The sequence below is a fragment of the Aquabacterium sp. genome (genome assembly GCF_014378415.1).
GTDB lineage: Bacteria > Pseudomonadota > Gammaproteobacteria > Burkholderiales > Burkholderiaceae_C > Aquabacterium.
The window spans coordinates 1-21563 of record NZ_JACMNS010000049.1; the positions used below are offsets into that span (position 1 = coordinate 1).

Annotated in this window: 19 protein-coding genes, 1 pseudogene and 1 riboswitch; of the genes and pseudogenes, 11 read left to right on the plus strand and 9 right to left on the minus strand. The window is 63.6% G+C overall.

All coding sequences use genetic code 11. From position 1 onward, the window contains the following. The coding region (locus H7225_RS05055; protein WP_290659696.1) for a 5-formyltetrahydrofolate cyclo-ligase at positions 1-217 on the plus strand (217 nt) is incomplete at its 5' end. A 68-nt stretch (positions 218-285) separates the two neighbouring features. On the opposite strand, the gene H7225_RS05060 is transcribed toward H7225_RS05055, so the two are convergent. The 6 genes from H7225_RS05060 to H7225_RS05085 form a co-directional block, all read right to left on the minus strand. After that, positions 286-984, minus strand: coding sequence for a PEP-CTERM sorting domain-containing protein (locus tag H7225_RS05060; RefSeq protein WP_290659697.1), 699 nt, complete (start codon positions 982-984; stop codon positions 286-288). A gap of 200 nt (positions 985-1184) precedes the next feature. Further along, on the minus strand, positions 1185-2030 hold the full coding sequence (gene metF, locus H7225_RS05065; RefSeq protein ID WP_290659698.1) for a methylenetetrahydrofolate reductase [NAD(P)H]: 846 nt from the start codon (positions 2028-2030) through the stop codon (positions 1185-1187). A 25-nt stretch (positions 2031-2055) separates the two neighbouring features. Further along, the gene (locus tag H7225_RS05070; protein ID WP_290659699.1) at positions 2056-2823 is read right to left on the minus strand and encodes a TlyA family RNA methyltransferase; all 768 of its coding nucleotides are present in this window, start codon (positions 2821-2823) and stop codon (positions 2056-2058) included. 16 nt (positions 2824-2839) lie between these two features. Then, a complete protein-coding gene (ahcY, locus tag H7225_RS05075; protein WP_290659700.1) occupies positions 2840-4282 on the minus strand; it encodes an adenosylhomocysteinase in 1443 nt (480 codons plus the stop codon). A gap of 87 nt (positions 4283-4369) precedes the next feature. Continuing rightward, a riboswitch (S-adenosyl-L-homocysteine riboswitch) is annotated at positions 4370-4444 on the minus strand. A gap of 96 nt (positions 4445-4540) precedes the next feature. Further along, complete coding sequence (locus tag H7225_RS05080; RefSeq protein ID WP_290659701.1) at positions 4541-5812, minus strand: type II toxin-antitoxin system HipA family toxin; 1272 nt, start codon at positions 5810-5812, stop codon at positions 4541-4543. Next, the gene (locus H7225_RS05085; RefSeq protein WP_290659702.1) at positions 5802-6143 is read right to left on the minus strand and encodes a helix-turn-helix transcriptional regulator; all 342 of its coding nucleotides are present in this window, start codon (positions 6141-6143) and stop codon (positions 5802-5804) included. Before H7225_RS05085 ends, H7225_RS05080 begins: the two co-directional genes overlap by 11 nt. A 187-nt stretch (positions 6144-6330) precedes the next feature. Here H7225_RS05085 and H7225_RS05090 point away from each other — a divergent pair, with 187 nt between their 5' ends. Beyond that, positions 6331-7956, plus strand: a complete 1626-nt coding sequence (locus H7225_RS05090; protein ID WP_290659703.1) for a peptide chain release factor 3 — start codon at positions 6331-6333, stop codon at positions 7954-7956. A gap of 128 nt (positions 7957-8084) precedes the next feature. Further along, positions 8085-8213: a hypothetical protein gene (locus tag H7225_RS05095; RefSeq protein ID WP_290659704.1), complete on the plus strand. Its 129-nt coding sequence runs from the start codon at positions 8085-8087 to the stop codon at positions 8211-8213. Between the two features lie 9 nt (positions 8214-8222). On the opposite strand, the gene H7225_RS05100 is transcribed toward H7225_RS05095, so the two are convergent. Together H7225_RS05100 and metK are read right to left on the minus strand one after the other, a co-directional pair. Further along, positions 8223-9455, minus strand: coding sequence for an HD-GYP domain-containing protein (locus H7225_RS05100; protein WP_290659705.1), 1233 nt, complete (start codon positions 9453-9455; stop codon positions 8223-8225). A gap of 97 nt (positions 9456-9552) precedes the next feature. Beyond that, positions 9553-10734 (minus strand): annotated as a pseudogene (metK, locus tag H7225_RS05105) (methionine adenosyltransferase). 205 nt (positions 10735-10939) lie between these two features. On the opposite strand from metK, the gene H7225_RS05110 reads away from it, so the two are divergent. The 3 genes from H7225_RS05110 (at position 10940) to otsB (ending at position 15182) form a co-directional block, all read left to right on the plus strand. After that, a complete protein-coding gene (locus H7225_RS05110; protein ID WP_290659706.1) occupies positions 10940-12097 on the plus strand; it encodes a mechanosensitive ion channel domain-containing protein in 1158 nt (385 codons plus the stop codon). Positions 12098-12172: 75 nt separating this feature from the next. Continuing rightward, positions 12173-14410 carry a trehalose-6-phosphate synthase gene (locus H7225_RS05115; protein WP_290659707.1) on the plus strand — a complete coding sequence of 746 codons (2238 nt, stop codon included), beginning with the start codon at positions 12173-12175 and terminating at the stop codon, positions 14408-14410. Position 14411: 1 nt separating this feature from the next. Continuing rightward, positions 14412-15182 carry a trehalose-phosphatase gene (gene otsB / locus H7225_RS05120; protein ID WP_290659708.1) on the plus strand — a complete coding sequence of 257 codons (771 nt, stop codon included), beginning with the start codon at positions 14412-14414 and terminating at the stop codon, positions 15180-15182. A gap of 46 nt (positions 15183-15228) precedes the next feature. On the opposite strand, the gene glk is transcribed toward otsB, so the two are convergent. Beyond that, positions 15229-16263: a glucokinase gene (gene glk, locus H7225_RS05125; RefSeq protein ID WP_290659709.1), complete on the minus strand. Its 1035-nt coding sequence runs from the start codon at positions 16261-16263 to the stop codon at positions 15229-15231. Positions 16264-16327: 64 nt separating this feature from the next. Here glk and H7225_RS05130 point away from each other — a divergent pair, with 64 nt between their 5' ends. The 5 genes from H7225_RS05130 to H7225_RS05150 all read left to right on the plus strand — a co-directional run bounded on the left by H7225_RS05130 (position 16328) and on the right by H7225_RS05150 (position 21423). Further along, entirely contained in the window at positions 16328-17236 is a 909-nt protein-coding gene (locus H7225_RS05130) for a lysophospholipid acyltransferase family protein (RefSeq protein ID WP_290659710.1), read from the plus strand. Next, complete coding sequence (locus tag H7225_RS05135; protein ID WP_290659711.1) at positions 17233-18129, plus strand: lipid A biosynthesis acyltransferase; 897 nt, start codon at positions 17233-17235, stop codon at positions 18127-18129. The genes H7225_RS05130 and H7225_RS05135 overlap by 4 nt, the downstream gene beginning before the upstream one ends. Before the next feature lie 113 nt (positions 18130-18242). Beyond that, positions 18243-19802 carry a methyl-accepting chemotaxis protein gene (locus H7225_RS05140; RefSeq protein ID WP_290659712.1) on the plus strand — a complete coding sequence of 520 codons (1560 nt, stop codon included), beginning with the start codon at positions 18243-18245 and terminating at the stop codon, positions 19800-19802. Positions 19803-19839: 37 nt separating this feature from the next. Beyond that, positions 19840-20703 carry a diaminopimelate epimerase gene (gene dapF, locus H7225_RS05145; RefSeq protein WP_290659713.1) on the plus strand — a complete coding sequence of 288 codons (864 nt, stop codon included), beginning with the start codon at positions 19840-19842 and terminating at the stop codon, positions 20701-20703. Positions 20704-20736: 33 nt separating this feature from the next. Continuing rightward, positions 20737-21423: a DUF484 family protein gene (locus H7225_RS05150; protein WP_290659714.1), complete on the plus strand. Its 687-nt coding sequence runs from the start codon at positions 20737-20739 to the stop codon at positions 21421-21423. The last annotated feature ends 140 nt before the right edge of the window (positions 21424-21563 follow it).

The window sequence follows — 21563 nt, forward strand, 5'->3', positions numbered from 1 at the left end:
ACAGCCTTGCCAACCTGATGTGGTCTTGGTTCCATGCGTGGGATTCACCCCGGATGGCTACCGACTGGGCTACGGTGGCGGCTATTTTGACCGCTACTTGGCGGCCAATCCGGATATCACGGCGATTGGCGTGTCATGGGCGATCGGCCAGCTCAATGCCCAAGCTCTGCAACCCGAGGCGCACGACGTGCCCTTGCTTTGTGTGCTGACGGAATGAAAAAAGCCGAAGGCATGCACCTTCGGCTTTTGTTTTTTGACCGTGCCGCCTGAAGGTGGCGTCTGCGATCAGGCTTGGCGACGCTTGCGAGCAACCAGAGCCATGCCCACCAGGCCCATGCCCATCAGCGCGTAGGTGCTGGGTTCCGGCACGGCTGGGGCGGTGACGTCAACTGTCAGGGTGCCGAAAGACACGGGCGTGATGAACGCGGCCAGGTAGGTTGGTTGACCCAGAGCCGACAGCAGAGCCGTGGCCGAATTCGCGGTCAGCTTCAACTCGCCAGTTTGAATGAAACCCGTGCCGGCGGCAGCGTTGAAAGCCTCGGTCACCGAATAAGTGGTGCCTTGCAGGAACAGACCGGAGTAGGCTTGCACGCCGTTGACCGACAGGTTGGCGTTCATGCCCTTGGTGACCGTGTCAAAGCTCAGCGCGGTGATGTTCAGCGACACGGATGGATTCGTCGCCGTAGCGGCCGTGACGATGGCGAAACCGGCGTTGGAGGGGGTCAGGCCCTGAAGGCTGAAGGACGCACCCGAACCGCTGGTGGAGACCGAGCTGAAGGATTCCGACAGCACGTTGTTGCCGTAGCTCGCACCGCCCAGGGGGGTGATGGTGACCGAACCCAGCACTTTGACGATGTCAACGCCCAACGTCAGGTTGGCTTGGGTGGGGGCCGCGAACACCGCGGCTTGGGCGGTCGACAGGGCCGAAGCGGCCAGCAGGGCCACGGCGGCCATTTGAGTCAGCTTGATGTTGAAAACGTTCATTTGTTCACCTTCGTTTGGTTTGAGATGGCTGTCATGCTTGCTGTTCAAGCCCTGCGCTTTTAGCAGGTTGAGCAAATCTTGCCTTCCCAAGCCCGGGATTTTTATATCGAAGACCCTTAATCACCCCCCGAACGAGGGGTGATTTCAAGGTCAACCGTAACGTCGTTTATACAAGCTCGTGAAATTGTCACGAGCGCCGATCACCAACCCAGTCGTTGGCACAAGGCCAGCACCGAGGTCGACTGGTTCATCGTGTAAAAGTGCAGGCCGGGCACACCGGCACGGCGCAGCCTTTCACACAGCTCGGCCACCACGTCCAGGCCAAAGGCCTGAATCGAGGCCTTGTCGTCGCCATAGCCCTCCAGGCGCGAACGGATCCAACGGGGGATTTCGGCGCCACACGCGTCTGAAAAACGCATGAGCTGGGTGGAGTTGGTGATCGGCATGATCCCCGGGATGATGGGGATGCTGACGCCGCGTTTGGCCGCGTCGTCCACAAAACGGAAATAGGCGTCGGCGTTGAAAAAGTACTGGGTCAGGGCCACATTGGCGCCCGCCTTGACCTTGGTCACGAAAGCATCCAGGTCGGCCTGCGGATTGCGGGCCTGGGGGTGCATTTCGGGGTAGGCCGCCACTTCGATGTGGAAGTGATCGCCGGTTTCCTCGCGGATGTAGGCCACCAGCTCGCTGGCGTAGCGGAACTCGCCAAAGCCGCCGTAGCCACTGGGCAGATCGCCCCGCAAAGCCACCAGGCGGCGGATGCCCTGCGACGCAAACTGCGCCAGTTGCTCGCGCACACCGGCCCGGCTGGCACCGATGCACGAGAAGTGTGGCGCCGCATCAAAACCTTCGGCCAGGATGGACCGCACGGTCTGGATGGTGCCATCTTGCGTCGAGCCGCCCGCGCCATAGGTGACGGAGCAGTAATGCGGCTTGAGCGGGTACAGCTGCTGGCGCACGGCCGCCAGCTTGTCAAAACCTTCCGGCGTCTTGGGCGGAAAGAACTCGAAGCTCAACGGCAGGGAAGTAGGGGCAAGCGTGCTCATGCTTTTTCAGACTTTCAAGGGAGGCTCAAGGGGCCGAGGGCGAGGACGCCCAGATGAAGAACTCCTGGTTACCGTCGCCACCCTCGATCGGGCTGTTGAAGCCCTTGTGCACGGTCCAACCCAGGTCGGTGCAGGCCCGGCGCACCATGTCTCGGGCGCGGGCATGCAAGGCCGGGTCCTTGACCAAGCCACCCTTGCCGACGTTGCCCTTGCCCACCTCGAACTGGGGCTTGATCAGCATCAGCACATGGCCGCCCGGCTTGAGCCAGGTCTTGAGGTGCGGCACCACGGTGGCCAGCGAGATGAAGGACAGGTCGGCCACGATCAGGTCAAAGCCATCGGCCGGGGCGTGTTCGCGCAAGGTGCTCTTGTCAAGCTCACGGGCATGCACCTCTTCCAGCGACACCACACGGGTGTCGTCTTGAAGGCGGGCGTGCAATTGGCCATGGCCAACGTCCACCCCCACGACCTGGCTGGCGCCGTTGGCCAGCAGCACGTCGGTGAAGCCACCGGTGCTCTGGCCCACGTCCAGGCAGCGCCAGTCGGACACGTTCAGGTTGATGTGGGCCAGCGCGCCTTCGAGCTTGAGCCCGGCACGTGATACCCAGCGCAGTTCCGCATCGTTGGTGACACGGAACTGCGTGCCCTCAGGCAGATCTTCACCAGCTTTGCGCAAGGTGGTCCAGCCTTTGGGGCTGAGCCATTGCGCGGCGCTGGCGTCAATCAGTCGGTGGGCGGCGGAGCGGGTGGGCGCATGCCCACCCGCGACCATGAGTTGATCGGCTCTGGGCATCAGTTACTTTGAAACATCAATAGCGGTAGGTATCAGGCTTGTAAGGGCCAGTCTTAGGCACGCCGATGTAGGCGGCTTGCTCGTCGGTCAGCTCGGTGAGCTGGGCGTTCAGGGTGGTCAACTGCAGCAGGGCGACTTTTTCGTCCAGGTGCTTGGGCAACACGTAGACCTTGCCGTTGTCGTAGGCGTCCTTGTGGGCGAACAACTCGATCTGGGCGATGGTCTGGTTGGCAAAGCTGGACGACATCACGTAGCTGGGGTGACCCGTGCCGCAGCCCAGGTTCACCAAGCGGCCCTTGGCCAGCAGGATGATGCGCTTGCCATCCTTGAAGATGACGTGGTCGACCTGGGGCTTGATCTCTTCCCACTGGCACTGCGTTTCCAGCTCGGCGACGTCGATTTCGTTGTCGAAGTGGCCGATGTTGCAAACGATGGCGTTGTTCTTCATCGCCGCCATGTGCTTGAAGGTGATCACGCTCTTGTTGCCGGTGCTGGTGACGAAGATGTCGGCCTTGTCGGCGGCCCAGTCCATGGTCACGACGCGGTAGCCTTCCATCGCGGCCTGCAGGGCGTTGATGGGGTCGATCTCGGTGACCCAGACCTGGGCAGACAGTGCGCGCAAAGCTTGGGCCGAGCCCTTGCCCACGTCCCCGTAGCCAGCCACCACGGCGACCTTGCCAGCGATCATCACGTCGGTGGCGCGCTTGATGCCATCAACCAGCGATTCGCGGCAGCCATACAAATTGTCAAACTTGGACTTGGTGACCGAGTCGTTCACGTTGATGGCGCGGAACAGCAAGGTGCCCTTGACGGACATTTCGTTCAGGCGGTGCACGCCGGTCGTGGTTTCTTCGGTCACGCCGATGATCTGGGCGGCCTTGCGGCTGTACCAGGTGTTGTCCACGGCCAGCTTGGCCTTGATGGCGGCAAACAGGATGCGTTCTTCTTCGCTGCCGGGCTTGGCCAGCACGCCCAGGTCTTTTTCGGCTTGCTTGCCCAGATGCATCAGCATCGTGGCATCGCCGCCGTCGTCCAGGATCATGTTGGGGCCTTCGCCTTCGGTGCCCTTGCCGCCGAATTCAAAGATGCGGTGGGTGTAATCCCAGTACTCTTCGAGCGACTCGCCCTTGTAGGCGAACACGGGGGTGCCGGCCTCAACCAGGGCGGCGGCAGCGTGGTCTTGCGTTGAGTAGATGTTGCACGACGCCCAGCGCACTTGGGCGCCCAGGGCTTGCAGGGTCTCAACCAGCACGGCCGTTTGAATGGTCATGTGCAGCGAGCCGGTGATGCGCGCGCCCTTGAGGATCTGCTGGGCAGCGTATTCGGCACGGATGACCATCAGCGCGGGCATTTCGTGCTCGGCGATCAGGATTTCTTTGCGGCCCCAGGCGGCTTGGGACATGTCGGCGACGACGCAATCGACGCCCTTGTGGTCAGTGATCAGTTTTTGTGCGCTCATGGCGAATTTCCTTCAAGCAACATTGATTTGAAGCCGCAGGACTGCCAGGGAGGAGGGGGGAAAAGACAACTCACCCAGCGGGACACATGCGGGTGAGCGCGGTTGCAGGGGAGACACTTTCGAGCCTGGGGTCAGGGTGACCTTGCAACGCTCCTCGAAAGGAAGCCTCAGTATAAAACCGTTGGGCACGGTGTGCCATAAAAATATACGGGGTGGGACAATTTGAGCCTTGCCCAACCATGCGGACTGGCAAACGCCTCAAAACGATGATTGCCAGAAGCCTTCGTAAGCAAACGCACCTGCAATCCTGCCGCAGTCGGCGACGCTGACGCCGCACTCGCGCGCTGTGGCGAACCAGGTTTGGCTGACCTGGGCGGCCATCTGATCAATCATGCCGCCCGCCTGCTCGCGCTCCAGCAGGAACCGTTCGCTCTGCGAGAGCAAATTCTTGGCATTGGCAAAGCGTCCGGCGTCGCCACACTCCATCGCCAGGTCTCGGCGTTCGATGCTGACCGGTACTGCCGGGGTCAAGTCATAGGCCGGTGACAGCTTCCAGTCCTTGTCCTTGGCGATCAATGCGTGATTGCGTGGATGGTCGTCAATGTTCGAGATCAGCGCGTTGAAGCACATCCTTCGGTACAGTTCAATCGCATTGGCCTTGGGCTCGGACGAGGCGCGACGCAACTCCTCAACCAATCGCATGTAAGACCAGCGGTCTCTGGCCTGGTAGTTGTCTTCGGCTCGCAGGAGCGTCAGGGCGCTGATCATCCGGGCGCGCTGATATCCCGCGTCGGTCTTCTCACGGTCAAAACGTTTGACAAGCAGCACATCGCGTCCAGCCACCTTGATTACGCGGCTCTCGGCGGTGGTCAAACCGCATGAGCGCGCCAGCACGAGCATGGCGTGCTCGACACGCGCGCTGTTCCAGGGGTCGGTGGCGACGTTGAACTTGGCGATCCAGAGACCGCCCGCATCTTCAACAACGGCTTTTGGTCGCGCACCGCCCATGGAGGTGCCGATCAGTAACAGATGGCCGACCTGTTCCTTGATGGCGTCCGCTGGCCACTCCTGCTCAGCCATGATGGCGTCGGCTGTCGCCTGCACCTTCTCAAGGTCCAACGTCTGGTTAAAGCTGCGCCTGGGAGCCGGGGGTTGCTGGTTAAGACCGAAGCCCAGTGCCCCGGCCCTGTCGTCCGGGGAATACAGCAAGTATTCAAGCTCGCCGGGCTGCGCTCTGCCCAAGTGCCGTTGAATGACGCGTCGGCCCCAAAAATCGGGGCTGGCATCGCGGAGCGCGCCAAAGACGCCATTCAGCGCCAGCGTTGAATACACCCGCTCCGACAGCTTCAGCTCGACCGGATCGAGGGGCAGGGCGTTCTGCCGTGCAAGGTAGCTGCGGCCATAGACAAAGCGACCTTCGGGGATGCCGCGACGATCCACATCGAGCGCGAAGCGCCCAGCCGTCACTGGCTCGGTCTGGCCGGGCAGGGTGATGTAGACAAAGCACTCGCCGGGCGCCTCAGAAGTCATTGCTCAGCTCCGTCCTCGCGCGAGCCCGGCCGCGCTCTTTTGCAAGCGCGAGCGACTGGCCTTCCGCGTCGTTCTCCGGACGCGCGACCTCATCGAGCTGCGAAAGCAGATCCAGCGCCCAGAGAATGGCCGTGTACACGGCAACCGTGGTGGACGGTTTGCCTTTTTCTGCATCTGAGACAGTTCTCAGGCCTGTCCCGATCTTGCCGGCCACGTCTTCAATCGTCAGGTTGCGGCGCAGCCGTGCCGTGCGCAGGTCTGCGCCGAGGCGTTTGAGCGATTGCTCGACGGCATAAGGGGGGGTGGTCAAAAGCTTGGTTCGGGCGGTCATGCGGGCACCTTTGTCTTCAAGGTAGCACGTTTGCGTGGCCGAAATCAAGCCAAATAAGCTCTTAAGAGCACTTTATAGAAGTTAACTTGCGCCCAAGGCACTATCAGACGATTGCCTCAATCTGGTGTCCAAAGCAATCGAGGACAATACAGATCATCACTGCGTAGCTATTCGAAATTCCACTGCCATGGCCATAGACTCAATTCAAGACGAGGTGAGGCGCCGCCGCACATTTGCCATCATTTCCCACCCCGACGCCGGTAAAACCACGTTGACGGAAAAGCTGCTGCTGTTCTCGGGCGCCATCCACATTGCCGGCAGCGTGAAAGCGCGCAAGGCCACGCGCCACGCCACCTCCGACTGGATGGAAATCGAAAAGCAGCGCGGCATCTCGGTGGCCTCCAGCGTGATGCAGATGCTGTACCGCGACCACGTGGTCAACCTGCTCGACACCCCCGGCCACAAGGACTTTTCGGAAGACACCTACCGCGTGCTCACGGCGGTCGATTCGGCCCTGATGGTGATCGACGCGGCCAACGGCGTCGAAGCGCAAACCCGCCGCCTGATCGAGGTTTGCCGCCAGCGCGACACGCCCATCATCACCTTCGTCAACAAGATGGACCGCGAGGGCCGCGACCCCGTCACCCTGCTGGATGAAGTCGAGGCCGAGCTGGGCATGCCCTGTGTGCCCATGACCTGGCCCGTGGGCCAAGGAAAGCAGTTTGGCGGCATCGTCAACCTGCGCACGCAAAGCATGCGGCTGTTTGATGCGGGCGCCGACAAACGCGGCGGCGAGGACGAGACCGTGCCCTTGAGCGACCGCGCCAAGCTGCACGACCGCTTTGGCCACGATTGGGAGCTGGCCGAGCAAGACATGGCGCTGATGGCCGGCGCCGCCCCCGCCTTCGACCTGGAATTGTTTTTGGCCGCCAAGCAAACGCCCGTGTTCTTCGGCTCGGCCGTGAACAACTTTGGCGTGCAAGAAATCCTGGACGCGCTGGTCGACCTGGCGCCCTCGCCCCGCCTGCGCCTGTCGACCGAAAAAGACGGCTCGACCACCGAGGTCCAGCCCGATGCAGCCAACTTCTCCGGCGTGGTCTTCAAGGTGCAGGCCAACATGGACCCATCCCACCGTGACCGCATCGCTTTTGTGCGCGTGTGCTCCGGCAAGTACGAGCCGGGCATGAAGCTGAAAGTGCAGCGCTCGGCCAAAGAGTTGCGGCCCACTTCGGTGGTGACTTTCTTGTCGCAGCGCCGTGAAGCGGTTGACGAGGCCTATGCGGGCGACATCATTGGTTTCACCACGCACGGCGGCGTGCAACTGGGCGACACCATCACCGATGGCGTGACCCTGCAGTACACCGGCCTGCCTTTCTTCGCGCCCGAGCTGTTCCAGACGGTGGAATTGGCCAATCCCATGAAAAGCAAGCAGTTGCAGGCTGGATTGATGCAGTTGGGCGAAGAAGGCGCCATTCAGGTGTTCCGACCCGATGTGGGCGGTTCGATGTTGCTGGGCGCCGTGGGGCAATTGCAGTTTGAAGTGGTGCAACACCGCCTGAAGGGCGAGTACAGCGTCGACATCCGCCTGATGCCTTGCCGTTTTGTGGGGGCGCGCTGGATCACCTCTGATTCAGCGGCCGACTTGAAAAAGTTCACCGACGAGAACGCCAGCAAACTGGCCCATGACGCGGCCAATACCTTGGCCTACATGATGACCTCGGCTTACGACCTGCGCTTGACGCAAGAGCGGCACCCGAACATCCACTTTCATCCGCTGCGTGAGCACGCGGGGCTGAGTTTGTCGAATCAGTAAGGACGGAGCAGGTGGGGGTTTCAGGGCCCCCCAACCTGTAGGCCAAAGGCCAATCAACTCAGGGCAGTGGATGCAACTCACGCTTCACCAAAATGGCGTTCAAGCCATGCTTTAAAATGTGAAGCGGCATGAGCACCTGGACATCGGTGCTCAATGTGACCGACCGGGGCCATGTTGAAGCCGTCAACGGCACCAACGAGGTGTGCCAGGGGCCCAGGCGCGGCGCGTGGGTTACCGCCAATTGGGCTTGGCAGTGAGCTGCCTCATCAAGACACCCACAGCTCGTCCAGATCAGGGAAGTTCCAGACCGCCGGTGATTCGCGCGACACGATCTGGTCCGAGCAACTGGGCAGGCCCAGGTTCAGTAGCTCGGGCACGATGCGCTGATTGGACTTGGTCGAGAAAAATACCTTGACCAGCGGTGCCAACAGGGATTGCGGGCCTTGCTCCACCACCACGCCCAGACGGCCTGATTTCAACTTCACCAACGACCCGGTGGGGTAGATGCCAATGCTGCGGATGAAGGCCTGCAGGATGCGTTCGTCAAAGTGCCCCTCCCTGCCCCACTGCGCCATGCGCAGGATGGACTCTGCCGGGTCCCAGCCTGATTTGTAGGGCCGGTTGGACGTGATGGCGTCGTAGACATCGCAGACCGCGCCCATCTTGGCGAACAGGCTGATTTCATCGCCCTTCAGGCCATGCGGGTAGCCCAGGCCGTTGATTTTTTCATGGTGGTGCAGGCACACGTCCATCGGGATTGGGCCCACGCCCCGGCCCTCCATCAGCATGCGGTGGCCCGCTTCGGGGTGGCTCTTCATGATGGTGAACTCGGCCTCGGTCAGCTTGCCGGGTTTGTTCAACACCTCGATGGGCATGGCACTTTTGCCCAGGTCGTGCAGCAAGCCAGCCAGGCCTGCTTCGCGCGTGTCGTCGGCCGACAGCTTGAGCTGCTGCGACAGCGCCACCATCAAGGCGCACACCGCCACCGAGTGCATGTAGGTGTAGTCGTCGCTGGTCTTCAAGCGCGCCAGGCTGACGATGGCGCCAGGGTTGCGCTGCACCGACTGGGTGATGTCGTCCACGATGGGCAGGCAGTGCTCGGCATCGATGGCCTTGCCCATGCGCACGTCCTGGAACATGGTCTTCATGGCGCCCTTGGCCTTGTCGCAGATGCGGCCAGCGCGGGCCACCTCCTCCTGCAAGGACACGGTGGGCAGAGCGATCGCACTGGCCTGGGTCACCACGGGTTCGTCGATCGCCTGGGCGGGCCCCGCCGTGAACTCCACGCCATCGATCACATGGACATCGTCGTCCACGTCGAGGCCCTTGCTCACGTCGATCCAGACCTCCTTGATGGGACTTGTTCTGAGCTGCGCGAGCTGATTCGCGTCGGTCAACATGACGGCCGACTTCCAGAAAGGATTGTTCAGCCACGAGCCCACGACTTCGTCGATGAACATGCCGACCCGCAACTGCCCGATTTGTATTTTCTTGCGCATGATGCTGACCATCGTAAAGCGACTGGCCAGCGGGAAAGCACCAAAAAGAAAGGGCATCGTCGCCGATGCCCTATTCCCTCAGTGCAGAACGCTCAGATCACAGGCCAGCCGCGTCCCGCAGCAACGCCGCCTTGTCCGTGCGCTCCCAGGTGAACTCAGGCTCTTCGCGGCCAAAGTGGCCGTAAGCAGCCGTCTTGGTGTAGATCGGGCGCAGCAGGTCCAGCATCAGGATGATGCCCTTGGGGCGCAGGTCGAAGTGCTCTTGCACCAGTTCGGACAGCTTCTCGTCGCTGATCACGCCCGTGCCTTCGGTGTACACCGTCACGTTCATGGGGCGGGCCACGCCAATGGCGTAAGCCACCTGGATCTGGCACTGCTTGGCCAGGCCAGCGGCCACGATGTTCTTGGCCACGTAGCGGGCGGCCTAAGCGGCCGAGCGGTCCACCTTGGAAGGATCCTTGCCGCTGAACGCGCCACCACCGTGGGGGCAAGCGCCGCCGTAGGTGTCCACGATGATCTTGCGGCCGGTCAGGCCACAGTCGCCTTGCGGGCCGCCGATGACGAAACGGCCAGTGGGGTTGATCAGGAACTTGGTGTCTTTCAACCATTCCTTGGGCAGCACGGGCTTGATCAGCTCTTCAATGATGGCTTCATTGAACGAGGCCTTCATCTTGTGTTGCGTCTCGGATTGATCCGGGTCGTGCTGGGTGGACAGCACCACGGTGTCGATGCTGTGGGGCTTGCCATCCACATAGCGCATGGTGACCTGGCTCTTGGCATCCGGGCGCAGGAAAGGCAGGCGGCCATCCTTGCGCAGCTGGGCTTGGCGCTCGACCAGGCGGTGCGCGTAATAGATGGGCGCGGGCATCAGCTCGGGCGTCTCGTTGCAGGCGTAGCCGAACATCAGGCCCTGGTCGCCAGCGCCGATGTTCAGGTGGTCATCAGACGCGTGGTCCACGCCCTGGGCTGTGTCGTTGGGCTGCTTGTCGTAGGCCACCAGCACGGCGCAACCTTTGTAGTCGATGCCGTAGTCGGTGTTGTCGTAGCCGATGCGCTTGATGGTGTCGCGGGCCACCTGGATGTAATCAACGTGCGCGTTGGTGGTGATCTCACCGGCCAACACCACCAAGCCGGTGTTGCACAGCGTTTCAGCGGCCACGCGTGAGCGGGGGTCTTGCTCAAAGATGGCGTCGAGGATGGCGTCCGAGATCTGGTCGGCGACCTTGTCGGGGTGGCCTTCAGAGACGGATTCGGATGTGAAGAGGAAGTCGTTCGCCACGGTGTGTGCTCCAAAAGATAAAAGTTCAAGACTGGCTGCGTCGCCGGGCTTGAAGATCTTTCGAACAAGCGGCGAACGCTTTAGCGGCATTTATGAATCGCCCCGCAAGTTGTTCCTTTAACTCGGCGATGGAGGCAGTGTAATGGATCACCCTCGGGCGTTTCCCTGGATAAAACCCGGAAACACCCGCCAAAAGGCACACCGATTGCTGTCGGTTCGCATGGACCTGAACCTGTCGCCCTGGGCCCTCACCTTTCTTTCAGCCGCCATCGCCATGACCGTGGCCTGGCTGATCTTCTTCAGTAGCGCGGCCATCGTCCAGCGTGGCACCGCGCACTCCAAGCCGGCTTCGGCGGTCGCGCAGGCGGCCCGCAAACCCGCCGGCATCATGCTGCCGCTGCTGGCCTTGCAGTTCGTGCTGCGCGGCGCACCCGACGACCTGGCCCACATCGCCCTGGTGCGGCAAGCCACCACCATCGTGCTGATCGCCTCGTTCACCTGGCTGTTGATGCGCATGGCGCGCGGCTTCGGCCAAGCCATCGTGATGGCGCACCGCACCGATGCCAGCGACAACCTGATGGCGCGCCGCATCCAGACGCAAACCCAGGTGGTGACGCGCCTGGCGGTCTCGGGCATCGGGCTGATCGGCTTCAGCCTGGCCTTGATGACCATCCCCGATGTGCGCCAGATCGGCACCAGCTTGCTGGCCTCGGCCGGCGTGGTCGGCATCGCGGCGGGCCTGGCGGCGCGGCCGGTGCTGGGCAACCTGATGGCCGGTTTGCAGATCGCGTTCAGCCAGCCGATCCGCCTGGACGATGTGGTCATTGTTGACGGCGAATGGGGCACCATCGAAGAGATCAACAGCACCTACGTGGTGGTCAAAATCTGGGACGAGCGCCGCCTCATCGTGCCCTTGCAATGGTGGATCGAGCACCCCTTTCAAAACTGGACGCGCAACAGCGCCAACATCCTGGGCACGGTGTTTTTGTGGCTGGACTACCGCATGCCTTTGCAACCTTTGCGCAACGCCATGCAGGCCGTGTGCGAGATGTCGCCCCTGTGGGATGGGCGCGTGTGCCTGATCCAGGTGACGGATTTCAGCGAGAAGGCCATGCAGCTGCGCTGCCTGATCAGCAGCGGCGACTCGGGCAAATCCTGGGACCTGCGCTGCCTGATCCGCGAAGAGCTGATGGTGGTGATGCAACGCGACTACCCAGACTACCTGCCCCGCGTCCGCGCCGAGATTGACAAGCCGCTGCCCAGCACGGCCCATGCTGATGCCGAGGACACCCTGGGCCGACCACCCTCACCCCAACAACGCTCCCCCACCCCTGAACACGGGCAAGCGCCACCGGTTGGTTGAAACAGACCGCACCCTTTCACACACCGGGCACGCCGATTGCCCTTCTGGACACAACCACATTCTTCGGCATCCTTGATGAACACATTGCGCCTCCAGCTTCGCTTTCTGGTGCCGCTGGTTTTGACGCTCATTGCCGCGGCCTACCTGGCGGTGCCCCTGATGGACCGCCTGACCCTGCGCTGGTTTTCGCGCGACCTGAACCTGCGGGGATCGCTGGTCACCAAAACCCTGTCCGACTCGATCGCCGAAGGGCTGCAAGAGCCCGGCAGTTCGCGCATGCAATCGCTGTTCAACCGCGTGGTGCAGGACGAGCGCCTGGTGGGCATCGGCCTGTGCTCGCTGGATGGCGAGTTGCTGCGCCGCTCACCGGGCTTTCCCCGCTCATTGACCTGCGCCAGGGCCGAGGTCATTGGCCAACAAGACGAGCCCCAGATCCGCATCGAAGGCGGACCGGCCCATGTGGGTTTTTACCCCGTCACCGACGAGACGGGACCCATCGCGCAACTCATCCTGCTGCAAGACCTGAGCTTTGTGGAGCACCGCAGCCAGGACACGCAAAAGTACCTGATCATCCTGATCGCCGGGCTGGGCGGCATCATCGCCCTGATCACCGTGGTGGTGGCGCAGTTAAGCTGGCGCGGCTGGGTCTCGGGCGCGCGGGCCTTGTTGCGCGGTGAAGGCCTGATCAGCCCGCTGATGTCGTCGGCCGCGCCCGAGCTGGCGCCCTTCGCCGCCGACCTGCGCGCCCGCCTGCGCGACCTGGAAGACGAGTACCGCCGCTCACTGGGCCCCGAAACCGAATGGAACCCGGAGCGCCTGCGCGCGCTGCTGCGCACCCAGTTGCGCGGCGACCAATTGATCGTGGTGGCCAACCGCGAGCCCTACATCCACGACAAGGTGGGCGATGACATCGTGGTCAAGCGCCCGGCCAGTGGTTTGGTGACCGCCGTCGAGCCTTTGCTGCGCGCCTGTTCGGGCACCTGGATCGCCCATGGCAGTGGCAGCGCCGATGCCGAGGTGGTCGATGCCCACGACCGCGTGCTGGTGCCGCCCGGCAAACACGAGTACACGCTGCGCCGCCTGTGGCTCAGCGAGGAAGAAGAAAAGGGCTACTACTACGGCTTTGCCAACGAAGGCCTGTGGCCGCTGTGCCATGTGGCCCACGTTCGCCCCGTGTTCCGCGAATCAGATTGGGAGCACTACCGCGCCGTCAACCAGCGCTTTGCCGATGCCGTGGTGGCCGAAGCCCGCAGCGAAGACCCGGTCGTGCTGGTGCAGGATTACCACTTCGCCCTGCTGCCCGCGATGATCCGCAAGAAGCTGCCGCGCGCCACCATCCTGACCTTCTGGCACATCCCCTGGCCCAACCCCGAGTCCTTCGGCATCTGCCCCTGGCGGCAGGAGATCCTGGAAGGCATGCTGGGCAGCACCATCCTGGGTTTTCACACGCGCTTTCACTGCAAGAATTTCATCGAGACGGTGGACCGGTATCTGGAGGCCCGCATTGAGCACGAGCACTCGACCATCTCTTTCCACGATGACAGCACCTTTGTGGAGAGCTACCCCATCTCGATCGAGTGGCCCTCCGAGCAAACGCAGGCCTCGTGGCTGCCGGTGGCGCAATGCCGCCAAAACGTGCTGGCCCGGTTGGGCCTGCCGCCCGACCACCGCATCGCCATCGGCGTGGACCGCTTCGACTACACCAAGGGCATCCTGGAGCGCATCCACGCGGTGGAACGCCTGCTGGAGAAACACCCCGAGTGGATCGGCCAGTTATCGTTCGTGCAGATCGCAGCGCCTTCGCGCGGCTCGCTGGAAGAGTACAAATCCTTCCAGGAGCGCATCCACGCCTTGACCGAGCGCGTCAACAAGCGCTTCGGATTCGAAGGCTACAAGCCTGTTCACCTGCTGGCCGTGCACCACGACCAGGCCTCGTTGTACGAGCTGTACCGGGCCGCCGACGCCTGCATGGTCACCAGCCTGCACGATGGCATGAACCTGGTGTGCAAAGAGTTTGTGGCAGCCCGCGATGACGAGCGCGGCGTGCTGATCCTGAGCCGCTTTGCAGGCGCTGCCCGAGAAATGAGCCAGGCCTTGATCGTGAACCCCTACCATGTGGAAGAAACCGCCGATGCCTTGCAACGCGCCCTCACCATGCCCGAGGCAGAACAGCGTGAACGCATGGGCAGCCTGCGCATGACCGTGCGCGAGTTCAACGTCTACCGCTGGGCCGGCCGCATGCTGACCGACGCGGGCCGCTGGCGCCTGAGAGAAAGGATCGAGGCGCGCGTGCAGCGGCACCAGCCTGGCTGACATGAAGCACCATCTGTTCACCCCCCCAGGCCAGCTGGCCCTTGAAGCCGTGATGCAACGGCGCCCTTTGCTGGCTTTTGATTTCGACGGCACGCTGGCACCCATCGTGACCAAGCCCGACGATGCCCGCGTGTCGATCGGCGTGGCCCAGCGCCTGGCGCAACTGGCCGAGCATTTGCCTGTGGCCATCGTCACCGGCCGCAGCGTGGACGATGTCGCGCCCCGCCTGGGCTTTGATCCGCACTACATCATTGGCAACCACGGCGCCGAAGACCCCGAGCAACCTCAGTTGCCGCCCGAGGTCTACACCGCCCTGACCGATAAACTTAATGCACTGCGCGTCAAGATCGAAGCGCATGAAGCAGCGCTGAGCTCTGTCGGCATCCAGGTCGAAGACAAACGCCACTCGCTGGCCTTGCACTACCGCCTGGCGCGGGATCGGGACGCCGCCCTGGTCACCATCGAAACCCTGCTGCGCGGACTGGACCCGGCACTGACCAGCTTCGGCGGCAAATGCGTGGTCAACGTGGTGGCCGCCGATGCGCCTGACAAGGGCGATGCCGTGGCCATGCTGGTCAAACGCTCGCAATCGGGCGCCGCCATGTTCACGGGTGATGACCTGAACGACGAGTCCGCCTTTGAAAGCGCCGAGCCGCACTGGTTGACCGTGCGCATAGGGCGCGAAGACCCCCTGTCACGCGCCCGTTATTACCTGGACACGCACTCGGAAGTGGCCACCATGCTGCAGAAGATGCTGGCGTTGCTGCGCTGAGGGCAAGCCGGTAAAAATGACTCGCACCGGTTAAACCAGCGCGCCATCAAAGCAACATCAACGCGCCCATCGCGGCCGCGCCCAACAGGCCCAAATCGGGCTCATTGACCACGTGGACGGGGAGGGTGGCCATCAGGTCCGCGTAAGGCCCCTTCTGCCGGAAGCCCACCATGAAGCGCCCGTCCTGCATCACAGGCCCCAGCTTTTGCGCGATGCCCCCAGCCAGGAACACGCCGCCCTTGGCCAGCGTGGCCAGCGCGTAGTCACCCGCCACCACGCCATACGACAGCAGGAAGTGGTGCAAGGCGTGCAGCGCGCGGGGCTCGCCATCCTGCACCGCGCGGCGGCAGATTTCTTCGCCGGTCAGGCCGTCGGGGTTGCTGGCGGTGGCCACCGCATGGTCGTCCTTGGTCAAGGCCTTGCCGCCTTCGTCGGTGTCCAGGAAGGTGTAGAAATTGGCCAAGCCTGGGCCCGACACAAAGTGCTCTGCCACGGGCCGGACCACATGCGCCCGCAAGCGCATCAAAGCGCGGTCCTGTTCGGCGTTGATGGGCGTGAAGCCAAAGTGGCCGCCCTCGCCGGTCACCACCTGGTAGCGCCCATCCTCGGCCCGCCCTGTCGGCGTCTTCTGCCAGATGCGAAACGCCACACCCAGGCCCGAGCCTGCCCCGATCACCAGTTGAGGCGCACCGGGCACAGGCTGGCCGGCCTGCAAACACACCAAGTCGCCCGGCGAAAGGCCATCGATGCCGCTGGCCGCCGCCTCAAAATCATTGGCCAGGCGCACGGGGATGCCGCCAAGCCGCCGGCCCAAGGCGGTGGCGTCCAGGCGCCAAGACAGGTTGGTCATCTGCACCACATCACCATTGACCGGGCCGGCCACGCCGAAACACGCAGCGCGCAAGGGCTGGCTCAGGTGGCCGGCATGGTCCGCCAGGAAGCCGTCCAGCATGTCTTCGAACGAGGTTACCCGCGCGGCCACATACCGCTTCGAGGCCACGACCTGCGGTCGGCCCGCCGCGTCAAGCAGGGCCAGGCCCAGCAAGGTTTTGGTGGCACCGATATCCGCGCACAAGATCATGCTGTCTCCTTTCGCGTGAACAGGGCACCAGAATAGCCTGCCTCGCCAAGTAACATCGCGGCCCATGTCTCGCTTGTTTTTCTTGCTGGCCGGTTGGCCGCTCGGCGTGCTGCATCCCCTGGGTGCGGCCCTGGGCTGGATCACCTACGCGCTGTCGCCGTCCTACCGCAAACGCCTCAAAGCCCACACCGACAAGGCGGGTTTGAGCGCGTCGCAACGCTGGTCGGCCGTGGCCCACGCAGGGCGCATGGTGGCCGAATTGCCGCGCTTTTGGGGCCGCCCAGCCGGCATGATGCTGGGTGATCGGGTGCACTGGGTTCACCCCGAGGTGGTCGATCAAGCCCTGGCCAAGGGCAAAGGCGTGGTGGTGTTGTCACCGCACATGGGTTGCTTCGAGATCTGCGCGCAGGCCTACGCGGAGCGCTTCGGCGCGGTGCAGCCCATGACCGCCTTGTACCGACCGGCCAAGCAGGCCTGGCTGGCCACCATTTTGGTCCATTCGCGCAACCGCCAGCACCTCAACTCGGCGCCGGCCACGCTCAGTGGCGTGCGGCAGTTGCTGCGGGCCTTGAAAAGCGGGCAGACCCTGGGCATGCTGCCCGACCAGGTGCCGCCCGAGGGCATGGGCGCATGGGCCCCGTTTTTTGGCACGCCCGCCTACACCATGACCATGGCCACCAAGCTGGCCCACCAGACCGGGGCCAACCTGGTTTGGTTGAGGGGTGAGCGGCTTGATTTCTGGCAACGCCGAAAAGTGGGCGCTGACTTCGTTATTCACGTGCAAGCGATCGGCGCTGCTTTGGCCCAGGCCGTGCAGCAAGGCGATCCGGCCCAATCTGCCGCCGCACTGAACCGTGAATTGGAAGCCTTGATCATGCAATGCCCCCAGCAATACCTTTGGGGCTACAACCGCTACAAGCAGCCCAAGGCCAAAATGCTGACCAGCCCGCCCGCCAAGGACCCCGCCGCGTGAAGGGCTTGGGCGTTCGACTGGCCCTGGGCCTGCTGTGGCTGCTGTCGTGGCTGCCCCTGCCGGTGCTGGCCGCGCTGGGGCGGGGCTTGGGCGCCTTGCTGCACCCCCTGGCCGGTTCGCGCCGCAGGATCGCGCTGCGCAACCTGGCGCTGTGCTTCCCCGAGATGCCCGAGGCCAAGCGCCGTGCCCTGGTCAAAGAGCATTTCCGCTGGCTGGGCCGCAGCCTGCTGGAGCGCGCCTTGTTTTGGTACGCGCCGCCCGAACGCATCAAACGCCTGATCCAGGTTGAAGGTGACATCGGGCTGGCCGAGCGTGAATATCAAACCACCGGCCGCGCCACCATGTGGTTGTGCCCGCATTTCGTTGGGTTGGACGTGGCCGGCGCGTCCATCTTGCTGCAGCAAAAGCGCCCCGGTGCGTCCATCTACCAGACGCAGAGCAATCCGCTGATCGACGCCGCCATGAAGCGCGGCCGCCTGCGCTTGGGCGATGCCGAGATTTTCCCGCGCAGCGATTCGGTCAAGCCGCTGTTCCGCGCGATCAAGGCGGGGCGAGGCTTCTTCAACCTGCCCGACATGGACTTTGGGGCCAAGGACGCGGCTTTTGTGCCATTTTTTGGCGTGTCGGCGGCCACGCTATTGGCGCCCTCCCGCATGGCCCGCATGCTGAACATGGTGGTGCAGCCAGTGATCGCCGAGACGCTGCCGGGCGGCCAGGGCTGGCGCATCCACTTTTTGCCGCCGATCAAAGACTTCCCCACCACAGATGCCGAGGCTGACACGGCGCGGCTGAACCGCATCATCGAGGCTGAGATTTTGAAGCGGCCGGCGCAGTATTTGTGGGTGCACAAGCGATTCAAGACCAGGCCGCCTGGGCAGCCCAGCGTTTATTGAGCGTGAGGGTTGGCGTGCTTGGCCCACTCAAGTCCAAGCGCCGATCGTCCGATATAAGCAATGACAAAGAATTTGCAGTCGGAGATAAAAACATGACCCCCTGAATCACGGCATTGCGTGGCTTTTCCATCCGCGCCCGCCTGCTGGCCTGCATGGCCCTGGTCGTGGTGATCGGCCTGATCGTGGGCGCGGGCTCCACCTGGCAGTTGTCGCAACTGCGCGGCGAATTCGACGCCTTTGCCACCCAGGAGTTCTCGGCCACCCAGCGCATGAGCACCCTGGCCCTGCAACTGGGCCAACTGCGCGGCTTCGAGAAATCAGCCATCATCAACACGGGCGATTCGGTGTCGGCCGCCACCCACATCAAAGCCTGGCAAACCTCACTGGCCGCCAGCCTGAAAGCCACGCAAGACCTGGCCACAGTGGCCCCCACCGCCACCATCGCCGAGCAAGTCAAATCGGTGGAGGCCAAGCTGCAAAGCTACGGCAAGGGCCTGTCCCCCACGCTGGAACTGATCGGCTCCTCGGCCATCACCTCGCCCGCCGAGGCTTATCAATCGAGCGAACCGCAACGCGCCGAAGGCGATGCGGTCGATGCCATCGTGGCCAAGCTCAACCTGGACATCGAACAACTCGCCCAGGTCCGCCGCGCCAAAGTCAGCAGCAGCGCCAATACCGCCATCCTGTCGCTGTGGGCGTTGTTGTTGTCGCCCGGCGTGATCTTCCTGCCGCTGATGGTCCTGACCATCGCCTCGGTGACCGGCCCGCTCAAGCGCGCCGAAGCCCACACCAAGGCCATCGCCCTGGGCGACCTGACGCAAGAGATCAACCCCCGCGGCCGTGACGAGATCGCACGCCTGATGCTGTGCATGAAGGACATGCAGGGCTCGCTGCGCACCATGGTCGCCTCGGTGCGCGAGTCACCGCAGAACATGCTGGTGGCGAGCACCGAGATCGCCGCTGGCAACCAGGATTTGTCCGACCGCACCGAGCAGGCCGCCTCCAACCTGCAGCAAACGGCCTCGTCCATGGAGCAGCTCAGCACCACCGTGGCGCAGTCAGCCCAATCGGCCAACGTGGCCAACATGCTGGCCGACACCGCCTGCCAACGTGCCGAGCAAGGCGGTCTGGTGGTCGACAGCGTGGTGCTGCAGATGGCCGACATCAGCAAGGCCTCGCAGCAGATCAGCGACATCATCAGCGTGATCGATGGCATCGCTTTCCAGACCAACATCCTGGCCTTGAACGCCGCCGTGGAAGCGGCCCGCGCTGGCGATCAGGGCCGGGGCTTTGCTGTGTTGGCCAGCGAGGTGCGCTTGCTGGCCAAACGCAGCGCCGACGCCGCCAAAGAGATCAAGGGCCTGATCGGCCAGTCGGTCGACCGCGTGGAAGTGGGCTCCCTGCGCGTGAAAGACGCCGGCAACGTCATGGCCGAGATCGTGGACGCCATCCGCCGCGTCACCCAGGCCATGGGCGAGACCGCCGAGGCCACCCAGCAGCAGGCCAAGGGCATCAGCCACGTGGGCGAATCGGTGAGCCAACTGGACCAGATGACGCAGCAGAACGCCGCCCTGGTCGAGCAATCGGCTGCCGCCGCCGCCAGCCTGCGCCTGCAAGCCCAGGGCTTGAACGACGCCGTGGCGCGCTTCCAGGTGGACATTCGGCCTGCCTGACGCGCACGAAGCCCGGCCGGGCGGATAATCTTCTTTCATGAAGCTGCGCTTTACCAAAATGCACGGCGCGGGCAACGATTTCATCGTGCTCGACGCCACCCACGGGCCGCTGCCATTGAGCGCGGCCCAATACCGCTTTCTGGCCGACCGGCGTTTCGGCATCGGGGCCGACCAGATCCTGATCGTCGAGCCCGGCTCGGCAGAGCAGAACACCGACTTCACCTACCGCATCATCAACGCCGATGGCGGCGAGGTTGAGCAGTGCGGCAATGGCGCGCGCTGCTTCGCACGCTATGTGCACGACCACCAGCTCACCACCAAAACCCACCTGCGCGTGCAGACCATGCTGGGTGTGATCGAGCCCCAGTTGCAAGACGACGGCCGCGTCACCGTGGACATGGGCCAGCCCATCCTCGAGCCCGCGCAAGTGCCTTTCAACAGCACCGGCCTCACGCCCAAGCTGGTCAACGGTGGCGAGCTGTGGCCCCTGCCCTTGGCCGATTACCCGGTCGATGTGGCCGTGGTGTCGATGGGCAACCCGCACTCGGTGCTGCGCGTGGACGATGTCGACCACGCCCCCGTGGGCGAGATCGGGCCGCAGATCGAAGGCCACGAACGCTTTCCCCGCCGCGTCAACGCTGGCTTCATGCAACTGGTGGGCCGCTCGCGCATCAAGCTGCGCGTGTACGAGCGTGGCTCGGGCGAGACCCTGGCCTGCGGCTCGGGCGCCTGCGCCGCCGTGGTCGCCGGCATCCGCCTGGGCTGGCTGGACGCCACCGTGGACGTTGAAACGCGCGGCGGCTTGATGACCATCCAGTGGGCGGGCATCGGCCACACCGTGCTGATGACCGGCCCGGCAGTCACCGTGTTTGACGGCGAAATCGACGTGCCCGCGCTGTAAACGCGCGGCCTCAAACCAACACCCCACGCCACCATGACGACACCCCTGCAAGGCATCACCGAAGACGACATCGCCAACTACCTGGTGCACACGCCCGGCTTCTTCGAGCGCCACGCCCAGTTGCTGTCCAGCGTGCAGCTGACCAGCCCGCACGGCCTGCGCGCGGTCTCGCTGCAAGAGCGCCAGATGGAAATGCTGCGCGACAAGAACAAAGGCCTGGAGCGCCGGATCATGGAAATGATCCGCCACAGCCAAGAGAACGAGGCCATCGCCCAGCGCCTGCACCACTGGGTGCGCTCAGTGCTGATCACGCACGACGACGCCGCCCTGCCCAATGTGCTGCTGACCGAACTGCAGCGCGAGTTCCTGATCCCGCAAGCCGCCGTGCGCGTGTGGGACACCCCCACCCTGCCCGTGCGCGAAGCCCTGCGCGAACTGCCTACCGCCCAAGCCGTGAGCGACGATGTGCGCAGTTTCGCCGCCAGCCTCACCCTGCCCTATTGCGGCGTCAACGCCGGCTTCGAGGCTTCCAAGTGGATGCCTGATGCCAGCACCGTCACCTCGTTGGCCATGATCCCGCTGCACCACCTGGGCCAAACCTACGGCCTGCTCGTGCTGGGCTCGCCCGACCCCACCCGCTACACAGCCGACATGGGCGTGGACTTTTTGCAGCAGGTGGGAGAAACCGCCAGCGCGGCCTTGGCCAGGTTGCTGGCATGACGATTCGCACCAGGCCCATCGAGCCTGGCCAAGCCGCAGAACCCCGTGGCCATCACCCTGGGCTGCCAAGCGGGCAGCGTCGAGTTCGTGGCCTGCCTGGATGAAAACGGTTCGAACAAACCGTTTTACCGCGCCGGAGG